The organism is Streptomyces sp. AK02-01A (genome assembly GCF_033795305.1).
GTDB lineage: Bacteria > Actinomycetota > Actinomycetes > Streptomycetales > Streptomycetaceae > Streptomyces.
Genome location: NZ_JARBAE010000064.1, coordinates 1 through 14,462, shown reverse-complemented (window position 1 = coordinate 14,462; position 14,462 = coordinate 1). Strand labels below are relative to the sequence as shown.

13 protein-coding genes are annotated in these 14,462 nt (G+C 70.8%); 6 read left to right on the top strand and 7 right to left on the bottom strand.

The annotated features are described in order from the left end of the window. Positions 1 to 95: 95 nt before the first annotated feature. Entirely contained in the window at positions 96 to 452 is a 357-nt protein-coding gene (locus PV679_RS33560; protein ID WP_030355429.1) for a HesB/IscA family protein, read from the bottom strand. A gap of 245 nt (positions 453 to 697) precedes the next feature. Here PV679_RS33560 and nadA point away from each other — a divergent pair, with 245 nt between their 5' ends. Then, a complete protein-coding gene (gene nadA, locus PV679_RS33555; RefSeq protein WP_319684764.1) occupies positions 698 to 1,894 on the top strand; it encodes a quinolinate synthase NadA in 1,197 nt (398 codons plus the stop codon). A gap of 213 nt (positions 1,895 to 2,107) precedes the next feature. After that, positions 2,108 to 3,358, top strand: a complete 1,251-nt coding sequence (locus tag PV679_RS33550) for a multidrug effflux MFS transporter (RefSeq protein WP_319684762.1) — start codon at positions 2,108 to 2,110, stop codon at positions 3,356 to 3,358. 44 nt (positions 3,359 to 3,402) lie between these two features. Here PV679_RS33550 and PV679_RS33545 read toward each other — a convergent pair whose 3' ends face one another. The 5 genes from PV679_RS33545 to PV679_RS33525 form a co-directional block, all read right to left on the bottom strand. Further along, a complete protein-coding gene (locus tag PV679_RS33545; RefSeq protein WP_319684760.1) occupies positions 3,403 to 6,552 on the bottom strand; it encodes an efflux RND transporter permease subunit in 3,150 nt (1,049 codons plus the stop codon). 229 nt (positions 6,553 to 6,781) lie between these two features. After that, the gene (locus PV679_RS33540) at positions 6,782 to 7,465 is read right to left on the bottom strand and encodes a response regulator transcription factor (protein WP_319684759.1); all 684 of its coding nucleotides are present in this window, start codon (positions 7,463 to 7,465) and stop codon (positions 6,782 to 6,784) included. Further along, positions 7,462 to 8,715, bottom strand: a complete 1,254-nt coding sequence (locus tag PV679_RS33535) for a sensor histidine kinase (protein WP_319684757.1) — start codon at positions 8,713 to 8,715, stop codon at positions 7,462 to 7,464. The genes PV679_RS33540 and PV679_RS33535 overlap by 4 nt, the downstream gene beginning before the upstream one ends. A 159-nt stretch (positions 8,716 to 8,874) precedes the next feature. Beyond that, complete coding sequence (gene pspAA / locus PV679_RS33530; RefSeq protein ID WP_319684755.1) at positions 8,875 to 9,156, bottom strand: PspA-associated protein PspAA; 282 nt, start codon at positions 9,154 to 9,156, stop codon at positions 8,875 to 8,877. Positions 9,157 to 9,166: 10 nt separating this feature from the next. After that, the gene (locus PV679_RS33525) at positions 9,167 to 9,955 is read right to left on the bottom strand and encodes a PspA/IM30 family protein (protein ID WP_319684753.1); all 789 of its coding nucleotides are present in this window, start codon (positions 9,953 to 9,955) and stop codon (positions 9,167 to 9,169) included. Between the two features lie 274 nt (positions 9,956 to 10,229). On the opposite strand from PV679_RS33525, the gene PV679_RS33520 reads away from it, so the two are divergent. The 3 genes from PV679_RS33520 (at position 10,230) to PV679_RS33510 (ending at position 12,823) form a co-directional block, all read left to right on the top strand. Continuing rightward, positions 10,230 to 10,826, top strand: coding sequence for a DUF3043 domain-containing protein (locus tag PV679_RS33520; RefSeq protein WP_319684752.1), 597 nt, complete (start codon positions 10,230 to 10,232; stop codon positions 10,824 to 10,826). Positions 10,827 to 10,867: 41 nt separating this feature from the next. Then, entirely contained in the window at positions 10,868 to 11,620 is a 753-nt protein-coding gene (locus tag PV679_RS33515) for a class I SAM-dependent methyltransferase (protein WP_319684787.1), read from the top strand. 120 nt (positions 11,621 to 11,740) lie between these two features. Beyond that, positions 11,741 to 12,823 (top strand): S1C family serine protease, encoded by a 1,083-nt coding sequence (locus PV679_RS33510; protein WP_319684750.1) that lies wholly within the window; start codon positions 11,741 to 11,743, stop codon positions 12,821 to 12,823. Positions 12,824 to 12,877: 54 nt separating this feature from the next. Here the strand turns inward: PV679_RS33510 and PV679_RS33505 are convergent, their stop codons facing one another. Beyond that, the gene (locus PV679_RS33505) at positions 12,878 to 13,087 is read right to left on the bottom strand and encodes a hypothetical protein (protein ID WP_319684748.1); all 210 of its coding nucleotides are present in this window, start codon (positions 13,085 to 13,087) and stop codon (positions 12,878 to 12,880) included. 92 nt (positions 13,088 to 13,179) lie between these two features. Between PV679_RS33505 and PV679_RS33500 the strand changes: the two genes are divergently transcribed. Beyond that, positions 13,180 to 14,391 (top strand): bifunctional adenosylcobinamide kinase/adenosylcobinamide-phosphate guanylyltransferase, encoded by a 1,212-nt coding sequence (locus PV679_RS33500; RefSeq protein ID WP_319684747.1) that lies wholly within the window; start codon positions 13,180 to 13,182, stop codon positions 14,389 to 14,391. Positions 14,392 to 14,462 lie beyond the last annotated feature (71 nt).

Genomic DNA, 14,462 nt, shown 5'->3' with positions numbered 1-14,462 from the left:
GCGTGTCCGTGTCCGTCCAGCTACTCCCGTGTCCGTCCAGCTACGCGGAAGGCGGCGGTCCCGGTCTGGGGCCGCCGCCTTCCGCGTACGCGCTTTTAGCTGAAGGAGTCACCGCAGGCGCACGAGCCCGTGGCGTTCGGGTTGTCGATCGTGAAGCCCTGCTTCTCGATCGTGTCGACGAAGTCGATGGAGGCGCCGCCCAGGTACGGAGCGCTCATCCGGTCGGTGACGACCTTGACTCCGCCGAAGTCCTTGACGACATCGCCGTCGAGGGAGCGCTCGTCGAAGAACAACTGGTAGCGCAGGCCGGAGCAGCCACCGGGCTGAACGGCGACACGCAGCGCCAGGTCGTCCCGGCCTTCCTGGTCCAGCAGGGCCTTGACCTTGCCCGCGGCGGCGTCGGACAGGAGGATGCCGTCGCTCACGGTGGTGGTCTCGTCCGATACGGACATCTGCTTCTCTCCCGGGTTGTACGGACTGCTTGCCGACAGTTCAACCGGCGCGGCCACGGATTCATTCCGGGGCCACGGCGCTTGTCTTTCCCCTTCCTCATGCTCGCACACCGGACCTCCGGAAGGCATGGGGCGGCCTCCCGGGAATGCGTCACATCGACGCTATCGCCCGCGTCAAAGTGACGTGAAGGGGTTATGATAGATAGCGTCAATTAGACGAGAAGGCTCGTTCGCAAGAAGAAAGGGTGCGTGACGTGACCACCGCCCAACCCCGTCAGGATCTCGACGTCCAGCCGACGCCCCTCGCTCTGCTGCTGCTCGGCCGCGAGGCCGACCCGCGGAGCGAGCGCGGCGTGGAGTGTCCCGGCGATCTGCCCTCACCGTCCGATCCGGCACTGGTGGAGCGCGCCCGCGCGGCGAAGGAGAAGCTCGGGGACAAGGTGTTCGTCCTCGGTCACCACTACCAGCGCGACGAGGTCATCCAGTTCGCGGATGTCACCGGCGACTCCTTCAAGCTGGCCCGGGACGCGGCGGCGCGGCCCGAGGCGCGGTACATCGTCTTCTGCGGCGTGCACTTCATGGCCGAGTCGGCCGACATCCTCACCTCGGACGACCAGAAGGTCGTGCTGCCCGACCTCGCGGCGGGCTGCTCCATGGCCGACATGGCCACGGCCGAGCAGGTCGCGGAGTGCTGGGACGTACTGACCGAGGCAGGCATAGCCGACCAGGTCGTGCCCGTCTCGTACATGAACTCCTCCGCCGACATCAAGGCGTTCACCGGCGAGCACGGCGGCACGATCTGTACGTCCTCGAACGCCGAGCGCGCGCTGAACTGGGCCTTCGAGCAGGGCGAGAAGGTGCTCTTCCTTCCCGACCAGCATCTCGGGCGCAACACCGCGGTGCGGGACCTGGGAATGTCCCTGGAGGACTGCGTCCTCTACAACCCGCACAAGCCGAACGGCGGGCTGACGGAGCGGGAGCTGCGCGACGCGAAGATGATCCTGTGGCGCGGCCACTGCTCCGTGCACGGGCGCTTCTCGCTGGACTCCGTGCGGGACGTACGGGAGCGGATCCCGGGAGTGAACGTGCTGGTGCATCCCGAGTGCAAGCACGAGGTCGTGACGGCCGCGGACTATGTCGGCTCGACGGAGTACATCATCAAGGCGCTGGAGGCGGCGCCGGCCGGGTCCAAGTGGGCGATCGGCACGGAGCTGAACCTCGTACAGCGACTGGCGAACCGTTTCGCCTCGGAGGACAAGGAGATCGTCTTCCTCGACAGGACGGTCTGCTTCTGCTCCACCATGAACCGGATCGATCTGCCGCATCTGGTCTGGACGCTGGAATCGCTGGCCGAGGGCAACGAGGTCAACCGCATCCAGGTCGAGAAGAAGACAGCGGACTTCGCCCAGCTCGCGCTGGAGCGGATGCTGGCGCTGCCGTAACCCGGTGACCGGTGGTCAGCGGCGACCCGCTTCATTGCGGGCCGCCGCTGACGTCGTCTACGGTTCTGTACGGAAGTCACCGCCCGGGCGTTCCTGAGCACGGCCCCTGCCCTGCTCCGCCTCGGAAGCCGGTTCCCGGAGCGCCATGACGCTCCAGCAATCCCGTGTGTCGCGGTCGTTCCCTTCCGTCCCGATACCGGAGGTTCTGGCGCCATGTCCCGGCTCACCGCCGCACTCGTCCTGCTCTGTTTCGTCGGCCCGTTGTCGACCGACATGTATCTGCCCGCCTTTCCGCGGATGGCCGTGGAACTGGGCACGGACGCGTCCGGTGTGCAGCTCACCCTCACCGCGTTCCTGGTCGGGATGACGCTCGGTCATCTTGTCTTCGGCCCGCTCTCCGACCGGTACGGACGGCGCGGGCCGCTGCTCGCGGGAGCGGCGGTGTGCGCCGTGGCCACCACGCTGTGCGCGGTGGCCCCGTCGCCGGGCTGGCTGATCGTCCTCCGTTTCGCCGCCGGATTCAGCGGCGCGGCCGGAGTGGTGATCGGGCGGGCGGTGATCTCGGACGTGGCCGAAGGAGCGGCGGCGGCGCGGCTGTTCGCCGTACTGATGACGCTGTCCGGCCTGGCACCGGTCCTCGCACCGCTCGCCGGTGGCGCCGTGATCGGCGTGGCCGGATGGCGAGGCGTGTTCTGGGGACTGGGCGGGGTGGCGCTGCTGGCCGTCCTCGTCGTGGTGGCCGCCGTACCGGAGAGCCTGCCGAAGGCACGGCGCCGGACGGGCGGCGGCAGGGAGTTGCTGCGGGCGGCGCGCGACGTCGTGAGCGACGGCGCGTATGTCGGTTACACGCTCACCTTCGCCTTCGCCTTCGGCGCGCTCTTCTGCTACATCGCGGGATCGCCGTTCCTGCTGCAGAACGTGCTGGGACTGAGCGTCGGCGCCTCCTCCGTGGCCTTCTCCGGCGGCGCGGTGGTCGCGGCGCTGTCCGGCGCGACAACGGCGAGACTGGTGGGCCGGGTCGCTCCGGAACGGCTGCTGCGCATCGGCCTGTACGCGGTGGCCACGGCCCCGGTCACGCTGCTGGCCGTCACCTTGGCGGGCGCGCTGACGGTCGCGGTCTGTCTGCCGCTGGTCGCGCTGATGTGCGGCGGTCTCGGCCTGGTGTTCGCGAACGCCGCGTCACTCGCGATCGCGCGGGTGCCGGCCTCGGCGGGTACGGGTTCGGCGCTGCTCGGCACGGCGCAGAGCGCGCTCGGAGCGGTGGTGGCGCCGCTGGTGGGAATGGGCGGCGGCGATACGGCGGTGCCGGTGTTCATGGGCATGGCCCTGTGTGCGGTCCTGGCGGCGGTGGCCGCGGCGGTGGCGGGCCGGCGGGCGAGGGACTCGCGTATCCGGACCCTTCCGCGCGGGCCAGGTCATGCCGCTGCCCCGGCCTCCACGGAGGCCGGGGCAGCGGACGCGTGAGGACGCGCGGCCGGCGACCCGTGACCGGGCCGCCGGCGACGGCGTCAGACGTTGGCCGGTTCCGGGTCGCGCTCGGGAGCCGGGGCCGGCCCCTGCTTCGGCTGCGACTTCGCCGCCTTCTTCTTCGCGCGGCGCTCCTTGCGCAGCTCCACCATCGCGTACAGCGTCGGCACCAGCAGCAGCGTCAGCACCGTCGAGGTGATCAGACCGCCGATCACCACGACCGCCAGCGGCTGCGCGATGAAGCCGCCCTCGCCCGTGATTCCGAGCGCCATCGGCAGCAGCGCGAAGATCGTCGCCAGCGCCGTCATCAGGATCGGACGGAGCCGGTGACGGCCGCCCTCGACGACCGCCTCGACAACGCCCAGGCCCTGCTTCCGGTACTGGTTGATCAGGTCGATCAGCACGATCGCGTTGGTGACCACGATGCCGATCAGCATCAGCATGCCGATCATCGCCGGGACGCCCATCGGAGTGCCGGTCAGGAGCAGCAGGCCGAGCGCGCCCGTCGCCGCGAACGGGATGGAGACCAGCAGGATCAGCGGCTGGATCAGCGACCGGAAGGTCCCGACCAGCAGCATGAAGACGATCGCGATGGCCGCCAGCATGGCGAGCGCCAGATTGACGAAGGCGTCGTCCTGGTCCTGCGAGACACCGCCGATGGACGCGGTCGCGCCGGACGGCAGGTCCAGCGCGTCGATCTTCGACTGGAGCGAGGCGCTCACCGCGCCGGTGTTGTCGCCGGTCGGCCGCGCGGTGATCGTCGCGGCGCGGGCGCCGTCGATCCGGGTCATCGAGACCGGTCCGGGAACCAGCTTCACATCGGCGATCTGCCCGAGCTTCACCGCTCCGAGCGGCAGGTCCTTCAGCTCGGCGATGGTCGTGGCCGGCTTGGCCGAGGTGATGACGACATCGCGCTCGGTGTCGTCGAGGACCGCCTTGCCCGAGGTGGTGCCGCGCACCGCCTGGGCGACGGCGGCGCCGAGCGTGGCGTCGTTGAACCCGGCGTCCGCGGCCTTGGTGTTCGCCTTGACCGAGATGCGCGGGACGCTCTGTGACAGGTCGCTCTGCACGTCCGTGACGTCGTCGAGCTTCGCGACGGCGTCCCGGACCTGGGCCGCCGCCTTGTCGAGGGTGTCTCCGTCGGACGCCTTCACCACGACGCTCAGGTCCTGGCTGCCGAAGCCGCCGCCCGAGGAGATCGTCGTCTCGCCGATGCCGTCGAGCTTGGCGAGATCCTTCTCGATCCGGTCCTGGGTGTCCGTGTACGTGGCGGCGTCCTTCAAGGTCACCTGGTACGAGGCCTGGTTGGCTCCCGAACCGCCGCCGAAGGCCGCCAGGAAGCCGGAGGAACCGACGGTGACCTGGTAGTCCTTGATCTCGTCGATGCCGGCGAGGACCTTCTCGACCTTCTTCGCGGAGGCGTCGGCCGACTCCAGGCTGGTGCCCGGAGGCAGCTCCTGCTTGAGGGAGAGGACCTCCTGGTCGCCCTGGTCGAAGAAGTTGGTCTTGAGCAGCGGCGCCATGCCGAAGGTGGCGAGCAGGACGACCACCGCGATACCCACGCTGGTGAGGCGGCGACGGGTCGCGAAGCGCAGCACCGGCACATACAGCCGCTGCAGCCGGCTGCCGTTCTCCTTCTCCTCCGCGAGACGGCGTGCCTCGTCCGGGTCGATCCCGAGCGCTTCCTTCGGCGCCCGGAGGAACCAGTACGAGAAGACCGGGACGACGGTCAGCGAGACGAGCAGCGAGGCCAGCAGCGCCGCCGTCACCGTCAGCGAGAACGAACCGAACAGTTCGCCGACGATGCCGCCCACCAGACCGATGGGCAGGAACACCGCGACGGTGGTGAGCGTGGACGAGGTGACCGCGCCCGCGACCTCCTTGACCGCGGTGAGGATGGCGCTCTCCCGCTCCTCGCCGTAGCTGAGATGCCGCTTGATGTTCTCCAGGACGACGATCGAGTCGTCGACGACACGGCCGATCGCGATGGTCAGCGCGCCGAGGGTGAGGACGTTGAGAGAGAGGTCACGCGTCCACAGCACGATCAGCGCGAGGACGACGGAGAGCGGAATGGAGATCGCGGTGACCAGCGTGGACCGGATCGAGGCCAGGAAGACCAGGATCACGATGACCGCGAAGACCAGGCCGAGCGCGCCCTCGGTGGTCAGTCCGGAGATCGACTTGGAGACGGCGGGGCCCTGGTCGCTGGCGACGGTGAGGGTGGCGCCGGAGCCGAGGTCCTTGCGCAGGTCGTCCAGTCTGTCCTGGACGCCGTTCGAGATGGCGACGGCGCTGCCGTCCTTGTCCATGGTGACGAGGACCGCGAGGCTCGGCTTGCCGTTCGTACGGGTCAGGGAGGTCGCGGCGGCCGGCTTCTGCTCGACGGTCGCGATGTCACCGAGGCGTACCGGCCGGACGTCCTGGCCGGACCCGCCCGCGCCACCCGCCTGGGGCGTGATCCGCAGGTCCTCGATCTGCTTCAGCGAGGTGAAGCCGCCGCCGACCTGCACGGTGCGGCTCTTGCCGTCCTCGGCGAACGAACCCGCCGGGACGGTCGCGCCACCGGCCCTGAGGGCCTCGGAGAGCGCCATGGTGTTCAGGCCCGCCGCGGCGAGCTTCTTGTCGTCGGGAGTGACGGAGACCTGGAGGTCGCGCACACCGTCGACGGAGACCTGGCCCACGCCGTCGATGCTCTCCAGCGACGGCACGACCGAACGGTCGAGCTGGTCGGCGAGCGCCTGCTGGTCCTTGTCGGAGGTGACGGCGAGGACGACGGTCGGGATGTCGTCCGTCGAGCCGGCCACGACCTGCGGGTCGACGCCCTCGGGAAGCTGGCTCCTGACCCGGTTCACGGCCTGCTGGACATCGGCGACGAGCTGCTTGGTGCCCTCGTCCCCGAAGTCGAAGCCGGCCATGACGAGGGCGTTGCCCTCGCTCGCCGTGGAGGTGACACCGCTGATGCCGTCGACGGACTTCAGCGAGTTCTCAAGCGGCTCGACGACCTGCTTCTCGACCACATCGGGGGAGGCGCCCTGGTAGGGAGCGAGCACCGACACCATCGGGAGTTCGATGGAAGGCAGCAACTGCTGCTTGAGCTGGGGTATCGCGATCGCTCCGAAGACGATCGCGATGATCGAAATCAGCCCTGTCAGGGCCCGTTGCGCGAGGCTGAATCTTGACAGCCAGGACATTGGGGGTCTCTCTTCTGTGGTGTGCACGGCAGGTGGGCGCGGCGACCCGTCTCCGGGCGGCCCCGTTACGGCCGGTCCGGCCGCGGACGGACCGGCTCGGGTGACTCGTCTACGGATGGGCACAGCGGCCCCTCTATACGATCAGCCATGCGAACGGGGCGTTTTGTAGGCCCCAGGTCCATTTCCTTACCAGCCGCATACCGCGCCTGGAGTACGAGGAGGTGGGCGCTCACTCCACCCTTGGACGTACCAGGCCCGATTCGTAGGCGATTACCACCAATTGCGCACGGTCTCGGGCGCCGAGTTTCGCCATGGCGCGGTTCACATGGGTCTTCACTGTCAGCGGGCTGACCGCCAGGCGCTCCGCGATCTCGTCGTTGGGATGGCCGCCCGCGACCTGGACGAGGACCTCGCGCTCGCGGACGGTGAGCGCGTCCAGCCGCTCGGAGTAGACCGCGGAGTCCGCCGCGTCCGCCGAACCGGCCTGGGCGAGGAAGGTCGCGATGAGGCCCTTCGTCGCGGCGGGCGAGAGCAGCGCCTCACCGGCCGCCGCGATCCGGATGGCGTTGAGCAGCTCGACCGGTTCCGCGCCCTTGCCGAGGAAGCCCGAGGCTCCGGCGCGCAGCGACTGGACCACGTACTCGTCGACCTCGAAGGTCGTCAGCATGACGACCCGCACCCCGGCGAGGTCCGGGTCGGCGCTGATCATGCGGGTGGCGGCGAGGCCGTCGGTGCCGGGCATCCGGATGTCCATCAGGACGACATCGGCCCTGGCGGAGCGCGCGAGAGCGACGGCCTGGGCGCCGTCGGCGGCTTCTCCGACGACCTCCATGTCCGGCTCCGAGTCCACCAGCACCCGGAACGCGCTGCGCAGCAGCGTCTGGTCGTCGGCGAGCAGCACCCTGATCGTCATGCGTTCTCCCCCGTACGGGCCGCGGCCGGCAGTATCGGCAGTATCGCCTGCACACGGAAGCCGCCGCCGTAGCGGGGTCCGGCGGTGAGGGTGCCGCCCAGCGCGGTGACGCGTTCGCGCATGCCGATGAGGCCGTGGCCGCCGCCGTCGGCGGGCTCGCCCGTGCCCGCGCCGTTGTCCAGCACGGTGATCTCGGCGGTGGGCCCGACCCGTACGACGCTGACCTCGGCCTTGGCGCCGGGGCCGGCGTGCTTGCGCACATTGGTCAGGGCCTCCTGGACGATCCGGTACGCGGCGAGGTCGACGGCGGCCGGGAAGCGGACGTTGCCTTCGGCAAGCCCCTCGGCCGCCGCGTACCGCACCGGCAGTCCGGCGTTGCGGAAGGTGTCGAGCAGTCCGTCGAGGTGGGCGAGGCCGGGAGCCGGTTCGGTGGGCGCCTCCGGGTCGCCGGACTGGCGGAGCAGGCCGACGGTGGCGCGCAGTTCGTTGAGCGCGGAGCGGCTGGCCTCCCGCACATGCGAGAGGGCTTCCTTGGCCTGGTCGGGACGCTTGTCCATGACATGGGCGGCGACGCCGGCCTGCACGTTGACCAGGGCTATGTGGTGGGCGACGACATCGTGCAGATCCCGGGCGATCCGCAGGCGTTCCTCGGCGACCCGGCGGCGGGCCTCCTCCTCGCGGGTGCGTTCGGCGCGCTCGGCCCGCTCGCGTATGGCGTCGATGAAGGCGCGACGGCTCCGTACGGCATCTCCGGCGGCGCTCGCCATGCCGGTCCAGGCGAAGATCGCCAAGTTGTCCTGGGCGTACCAGGGGCCTGAGCTGAAGAGCATCGCGACCGCGGTGAGCACGGTCATCGTGGCGAGGCCGACCCGCCAGGTGGTGGGACGGTCGGTGTGGGCGGCGACGGTGTAGAGCGCGATGACGGCGCTGAGGACGACGGGAGCCGGCGGATGGCAGGCGATCAGCTCGACGGCGGTCACCGCGCCGGTGCAGACGAGGACGGCCATCGGCTTGCGGCGGCGGAAGACGAGCGCGGCGGCGCCGAGCACCATGAGCACGACACTGACGGCCCCGGGCGTACGGGTGCCGAAGCTGGGACCGGCGGGACCGCCGGGACCGCCGTGCGGATCGGCGAACGAGCCGACGACCATGCAGACGAGCACCGCGGCGGCGAGAGCGCCGTCGGGCGCGAGCGGATGCGCGCGCGCCCAGCACCGGGTGTGGGCGAACGCGGTTCCGAGGGAGGTCACATCGAGCAACGGTACGGGTCGCGGCGGACGGACCACTGCGGCCGGTGGCCGGGGCCCGGTTCTCGCGGGTCCTGTCCGGACAGCGCGGTGCCCCGGCGCCTTGGCGGGCCGGGGCACTGCCGGAGTGGCTGGAGTACGGCTGAGGACGCCGCCGCGAGATCAGACCGACGGGATCAGGCCCTCGTCGTTCAGCAGCTCGCGGACCTCTTCCAGGGTCGCGCCCGGAGCGGGCAGGATCAGTTCGGACGGTTCCAGGGAGTCGTCCGGCAGCGGCTCGCCGAGCTCGCGCACCTTGTCGAGCAGGGCGTGGAAGGTACGGCGGAAGCCGTCTCCGTCGCCGTCCCTGACCTCGGCGAGCAGCTCGTCGTCGAGCCTGTTCAGCTCGGTGAAGTGGCTGTCCGCCAGCTTCACCTGGCCCTCCCCCATGATCCGTACGATCATGACGAGTCCCTTACTGCTTGTCGAACTTGTGCGGACCGGGCCGGGAGTCCTGCTGGTCGGCCGGGCCGCCCTCGATCGCCTGCTGCGGGGCCGAGCCGCCGGCCAGCTCCGCCTTCATGCGCTGGAGCTCAAGCTCGACATCCGAACCGCCGGAGATCCGGTCCAGCTCGGCGGCGATGTCGTCCTTCGCCATCCCGGACTGGTCGTCCAGGGCGCCGGAGGCGAGCAGCTCGTCGATCGCGCCGGCCCGGGCCTGGAGCTGCGCGGTCTTGTCCTCCGCGCGCTGGATCGCCATGCCGACGTCGCCCATCTCCTCGGAGATGCCCGAGAAGGCCTCCCCGATCCGGGTCTGCGCCTGCGCGGCGGTGTACGTGGCCTTGATGGTCTCCTTCTTCGTACGGAAGGCGTCGACCTTGGACTGGAGGCGCTGCGCCGCGAGCGTGAGCTTCTCCTCCTCGCCCTGGAGCGTCGTGTGCTGGGTCTCCAGGTCGGTGACCTGCTGCTGCAGCGCGGCGCGGCGGGACAGCGCTTCCCGCGCCAGGTCCTCCCGGCCGAGCGCCAGCGCCTTGCGGCCCTGGTCCTCCAGCTTTGTCGACTGCCCCTGAAGCTGATTGAGCTGAAGCTCCAGGCGCTTGCGCGATGTCGCCACATCGGCCACACCGCGGCGCACCTTCTGCAGCAGTTCGAGCTGCTTCTGATACGAGTAATCAAGGGTCTCGCGCGGATCCTCGGCCCGGTCAAGGGCCTTGTTTGCCTTCGCGCGGAAGATCATCCCCATACGCTTCATCACACCGCTCATGGGCTTCGCGCGCCCCCTTCTGACGGACTCCGGCTCCAGCACTCCAACAGAACCCACAGTACGGGCCCTGCCTCTATTACCGCACTGTTCGAGTGCGGATGCGCTCATCCCCAAGGACGACTGATCCCGGCCCGCCCTGCGGCGCGAGGAGTAGATGTCCCTCAGGGAAAGCGGCGGCAAAGTCCCCTCTGTCGCAGATAAAGACGCGGGCTGTTGCGGGATCGTTCCCCTCGGGGGTGGGGCCCAACCACGGCACCCCGTACCCTTGGGCCTTGTGTTCCGTAGCCGCGCCAAGGAAGAGAAGGCCACCGCCACGCAGGTGACGGCGGACCTCTCCACGCAGACCCGCAATCCGCAGGCCCCCAAGGGCCGCCCGACCCCCAAGCGCAGTGAGGCGCAGTCGCAGCGACGCCGTGCCTCGACGACGCCGACCGACCGCAAGACGGCCATGAAGCGCCAGCGCGAGACCCGCCGTGCGGATCTGGCCAGGCAGCGCGAGGCGCTGGCCAACGGTGACGAGCGTTATCTGCCGGCCCGTGACAAGGGCCCGGTGCGCCGCTTCGTCCGCGACTTCGTGGACTCGCGCTTCTGCGTGGCGGAGTTCTTCCTGCCGCTGGCGGTGGTGATCCTGGTGCTGAGCATGGTCAGGGTCGGCTCGCTGCAGAACATCGCGCTGCTGCTCTGGCTCGGTGTCATCGTGCTGATCGTCCTCGACTCGGTCGGTGTCGCGTTCCGGCTGAAGAAGCAGCTCGCCGAGCGCTTCCCGGACACTCCCAGGCGTGGCGCCGTGGCCTACGGCCTGATGCGTACGCTCCAGATGCGCCGGCTGCGCCTTCCCAAGCCGCAGGTCAAGCGCGGAGAGCGGCCCTGAGCACGGAGGTCTCCGGTTTCGCCGGAGCCTCGGCGAACTGGCTGGCGGGGCTCGGCGGGCTGCGCAATGTCGTCCGTCAGGAGCTGGTCGCCCGCCAGCTCGACGAGCAGATAGCCGGGCGTTTCCCGGTCGGCCGGCGGCTGCGTGTGCTGGATGTCGGGATGGGCCAGGGCACTCAGGCCCTGCGGCTGGCGCGCGCCGGGCACACGGTGACGGGCCTGGAGTCCGACGCCGGAATGCTGGCCACGGCCCAGCAGGCGCTCGCCACCGAACCGGCGGGCATACGGGAGCGGGTCCGCCTGATCGAGGGCGACGGCCTGGAGACCGGGGTGCACTTCCTGCCCGGCAGCTTCGACGTCGTCCTCTGCCACGGTGTGCTGATGTATGTCCAGGAGCCGGACGCGATGCTCGCGGGCCTGGCCAGGATGCTGGCGCCGGGCGGGCTGCTGTCCCTGCTCGTACGGAACGCCGACGCTCTCGCCCTGCGGCCCGGACTGGCCGGTGACTGGGACGGCGCGCTGCACGCCTTCGAGACGGACACGTACACCAACCGGCTGGGCGTCCAGGTGCGTGCCGACCGGCTGGACGCGCTCACCGCGACGCTGGCGGGAATCGCCGCGCCGCTGCACGTCTGGTACGGGATACGGGTCTTCACGGACGGCGCCGCCGACGACGCGGAGCCGCCGGCCGGCGACGAGCTGGAGCGGCTGCTGACCGCGGAGGACCGGGCGGGACGCACGGACCCGTATCGCCGGGTCGCGGCGCTGCTGCATCTGTGCGGCGTCCGCGGCTGAGAGCCTGTCGGACGGCCTTCGACCGGAGAGCGGACGCGTCCGTTCGAGGAAGGTGAGTCCACCCCCTGATCGGCGGCGCACCACAGGCAGCGTTAAGCATATAAAAGGGATACTCCGGGCATGGATGCCTCCCTTCGCCGCGGCCCCGCGCGCCGGCTGCTGACCCTGACCGCCGGGATCTGCGCGATCGCTCTGGCCGGCGGCTGCGCCGGCCCCGGAGTGGCGGGCTCCGGCAGTGCGTCGTCCGCCGTCACGACCGAGGCCGCGGCCGCACAGCGCTCCACCAACGAACTCCAGACCGACTACGAGACCGTCATCAGGAATGTGCTGCCGTCGGTCGTCCAGATCGACGCCGGGAACAGTCTGGGCTCCGGCGTCATCTACGACAACCAGGGCCATATCGTCACCAACGCCCATGTCGTCGGCAAACAGAGGGCCTTCGCGGTCACGATGGCCACCCGCGAGCAGCCGATGAAGGCCCGGCTGGTCTCCAGTTTCCCGCAGCAGGATCTCGCCGTCATCAAGCTGGAGCAGGTCCCGAAGGGCCTGAAGGCCGCGAAGTTCGGCGACACGTCCCAGGTCGCGGTCGGTCAGATCGTGCTCGCCATGGGCTCTCCGCTGGGACTCTCCGGGAGCGTCACGCAGGGCATCGTCTCGGCGGTCGGGCGGACCGTCAGCGAGAGCCCGGCGGGCGGGACGGGCGCCACCATTCCCAACATGGTGCAGACCTCGGCCGCGATCAACCCGGGCAACAGCGGCGGCGCCCTGGTCAATCTGGACAGCCAGGTGATCGGCATCCCCACCCTGGCCGCGACCGACCCGCAACTGGGCGACAGCGCCGCGCCGGGCATCGGCTTCGCGATTCCCGTGTCCATGGTGAAGACCGTCGCCGACCAGATCATCAAGAACGGGAAGGTCACCAACTCGGGCCGGGCCGCGCTGGGCATCAGCGGCCGTACCGTGCTCGGCGACAATCTCCAGCCGGCCGGTGTCGCGGTCGTCAAGACCCTGAAGGGCAGCGCCGCCGCGGCGGCCGGAATCAGGACCGGAGACATCATCGTCAAGGTCGGCAACAGCGCGGTCACCTCGATCACCTCACTCTCCGAGGTGCTCGCGGCGGCCAAACCGGGCCAGAAGGTCAAGGTGACCTATGTCCGCGGCGGCGACACGAAGACCGCCGAGGTGAAACTCGGCGAGATGTAAGACCCCGGGCGGCCACGCCCGCGGACCGGCCGGCCCACGGGCGCTCCCGGCCGGTCAGCCCTCGTCGGCCCGCAGGCTCATCGGACCGTAGATCTTGGTGGTGTCCTCGAACAGATGCACCTGCTCGGCGCCTCCCTCCAGAAGCTCCTTCCAGACCTCACCGATCCAGGACTCGGCGTCCCCCTGCGTGGTGAACTCCTCCGGCTCCACCGCCGGCGAGACCTCCGTCCCGTCGGACTTCTCGAACCGCCACGTCCACGCCATGTGCGCCTCCCGGGTCCCGCCGTACTGATCAGTTCCTGCCCGCAGCGTAGCCGGGCGCGCACCGTACGCGGCGACACGGGAGGATCAGCTCCGTGGAACTGACTCTGCTCGGCACCGGAGCCCCCGCCGGACTCCCCCGCCCTCACTGCCCCTGCGCCGCGTGCGCGACCGCCCGCGGCGAGCTGACCCGCGCCGCGACCGCGCTGCTGGTGGACGGCGTCCTGCTGCTGGACCTGACACCAGGAGCCGCGCTCGCCGCGGCCCGTGCCGGGCACTCGCTCGCCGGTGTACGGCAAGTGCTGCTCACCCACCCGCACGACGGTCCCGCCGTGGAGCTGCCCGCCGGACTGCCCACGGCGGGACGGGTGGCGGACGGGCGGGTGCTGACGCTGCTCAGCGGCCACCGGGTGCGGGCGCTGGCGATGGACACGCCGGGCACGGGATACGAGGTGACGGCGCCCGGCGGCCAGCGGCTGCTCTACCTCCCGCCGGGCGGAGCGCCGGCCGGGACGCCCGACAGCGGCAGCCGGACGGCCCCGGCGCCGTACGACATGGTGGCCGCCGATGTCGTCGGCCGGCCCGACGCGGTGGCGCGGCTGCGGGCGGCCGGAGCGATCGGACCGCTCACCGACGTCATCGCCGTCCATCTCGACCACGACGTGCCGCCCGGCGCCGAACTGGAGCGGCGGCTCGCGGCGGCCGGCGCGCGGGCCGTGCCGGACGGGACGACGCTGACGGTCGGCGCGTACCACCCCGCACCGGAGGTGCCGAGGCGCACGCTGGTGACGGGCGGGACCCGCTCCGGCAAATCCTGGGAGGCCGAGCGGCGGCTCGCCTCGTTCCCCGGGGTGCTGTACGTGGCGACCGGCGGCGGCCGCGCCGGCGACGCGGAGTGGGAGGCCCGGGTCCGCGCGCACCGCGAGCGCCGGCCCGCCTCCTGGCTCACCGCCGAGACCTGCGATCTCGTACCGCTGCTCGCGGACGAGGGACCGCCGCTGCTGATCGACTGTCTGTCGCTGTGGCTGACGGACGCGATGGACCGGGTGAACGCGTGGGACGACGCGGCCTGGGCCGCGGGCGGCGAGAAGGCGCTGCGGGAGCGGACGGGAGAGCTGGCCGAGGCGGTACGGGAGACCCGGCGCACGCTCGTCGCGGTGACGAACGAGGTGGGCTCGGGCGTGGTCCCGGCGACCGCCTCCGGACGCCGCTTCCGCGACGAACTGGGACGGCTGAACACGTCTGTCGCGGCCGAGTGCGAACATGTGCTGCTGGTGGTGGCGGGTCAGGCGGTGGTGCTGCGGTGAGGTGCGCCGTCCGGCGGGGGTTGCGGGTGCGGTGTCGCCGTCCGGCGGGGGTTGTGGGTGCGGGCGGTGGT

What these genes read in the sequence shown, in the direction of transcription:
- PV679_RS33550 (WP_319684762.1), top strand. Translation starts at nt 2,108, where the DNA reads ATGTCCCGGCTCACCGCCGCACTCGTCCTGCTCTGTTTCGTCGGCCCG.
- PV679_RS33525 (WP_319684753.1), bottom strand. Translation starts at nt 9,955, where the DNA reads ATGAGCGGTGTGATGAAGCGTATGGGGATGATCTTCCGCGCGAAGGCA.
- PV679_RS33560 (WP_030355429.1), bottom strand. Translation starts at nt 452, where the DNA reads ATGTCCGTATCGGACGAGACCACCACCGTGAGCGACGGCATCCTCCTG.
- PV679_RS33540 (WP_319684759.1), bottom strand. Translation starts at nt 7,465, where the DNA reads ATGACGATCAGGGTGCTGCTCGCCGACGACCAGACGCTGCTGCGCAGC.
- pspAA (WP_319684755.1), bottom strand. Translation starts at nt 9,156, where the DNA reads ATGATCGTACGGATCATGGGGGAGGGCCAGGTGAAGCTGGCGGACAGC.
- PV679_RS33545 (WP_319684760.1), bottom strand. Translation starts at nt 6,552, where the DNA reads ATGTCCTGGCTGTCAAGATTCAGCCTCGCGCAACGGGCCCTGACAGGG.
- PV679_RS33510 (WP_319684750.1), top strand. Translation starts at nt 11,741, where the DNA reads ATGGATGCCTCCCTTCGCCGCGGCCCCGCGCGCCGGCTGCTGACCCTG.
- PV679_RS33505 (WP_319684748.1), bottom strand. Translation starts at nt 13,087, where the DNA reads ATGGCGTGGACGTGGCGGTTCGAGAAGTCCGACGGGACGGAGGTCTCG.